Genomic DNA, 1,059 nt, shown 5'->3' with positions numbered 1-1,059 from the left:
CGCGCTTTGATTTGGCTTGTCATCGCGGCTGCAACCGCACAATTGGCGCCGAGGTAAATGCGCCCCCATCGAGACGCTCCCCCATGACCACCCCACCTTCCTTCCTCGGTCTTCCCGATCGCCTCGCCGATGGCAAGATCCCGCGGGCGGTGATCTTCGGGGTGGGCCATGGCAGCAGCTATCCGGGCAAGGACGGCAGCAGTCATGCCGGTGCTGCTGCGGCCATTCGCGCGGCGAGCCAGGAGGATGCCGGGCTTGTGGAGCACTGGGATTTCGATCTCGGCGGGCCGCTGTTTGCCGGCCAACCGGTCTGCTGCATCGATGTCGGCGACATTCCGACCAGCCCGCAGGACAATGACGGCAACCGGGCGCGGATCGAGAGGGCGACGCGCGAGATTCTGGCGCGGCCGTCCGTGCCGATCCTGATCGGCGGCGACGATTCGGTGCCGATCCCGTTTCTGGCCGGCTTTGCCGGGCACGGGCCGATCTGGATCGTGCAGATCGACGCGCATGTCGACTGGCGCGACGAGCGGGACGGCGAGCGCTACGGCTATTCCAGCCCGATGCGCCGGGCGAGCGAGATGGCGCATGTCGCCGGGATGATCCAGGTCGGCCTGCGCAGCGTCGGCAGCGCGCGGGTGGAGGAGATCGAGGCGGCCCGGCGCTATGGCAGCCGGTTCGTCACCGCCCGGGAGGTTCATGCGGAGGGCGTCGAGGCTGCCCTGCGGCATCTCCCGCAAGGCGCGCGGGTCGTGATCACCCTCGACTGCGACGGCCTCGATCCGGGGATCATGCCGGGGGTCGCGGCGCGCACGCCCGGCGGCCTCAGCTACACCCAGGTCATCGACCTGATCGCCGGCATCGGCCAGCGTGCGGAGATCGTCGGCTTCGACCTTGTGGAGCTCTATCCACCCGCCGATGTCGACGGTCTCTCGGCGCTGACCGCCGCGCGGCTCGTGGTCAACGCGATCGGCGCCATCGTCCGGCAGGGCTGAGGGCGGGCGTTTGAAGAGTGAGGCGGATACGCTGCATGAACTCAAGTCTGCAAGCCATCACCAG

The 1,059-nt window shown here is 68.6% G+C and carries 1 protein-coding gene; it reads left to right on the top strand.

Annotation, left to right across the window (positions count from 1 at the left end; translation table 11 throughout):
• Window positions 1–83 precede the first annotated feature (83 nt).
• Window positions 84–995: an agmatinase gene (locus A6302_RS20450; RefSeq protein WP_069308535.1), complete on the top strand. Its 912-nt coding sequence runs from the start codon at window positions 84–86 to the stop codon at window positions 993–995.
• Window positions 996–1,059 lie beyond the last annotated feature (64 nt).

The sequence above is a fragment of the Methylobrevis pamukkalensis genome (genome assembly GCF_001720135.1).
Taxonomy (GTDB): domain Bacteria; phylum Pseudomonadota; class Alphaproteobacteria; order Rhizobiales; family Pleomorphomonadaceae; genus Methylobrevis; species Methylobrevis pamukkalensis.
The sequence above is the reverse complement of the archived record's forward strand: the minus strand, read 5'-3'. Positions and strand labels throughout refer to the sequence as shown.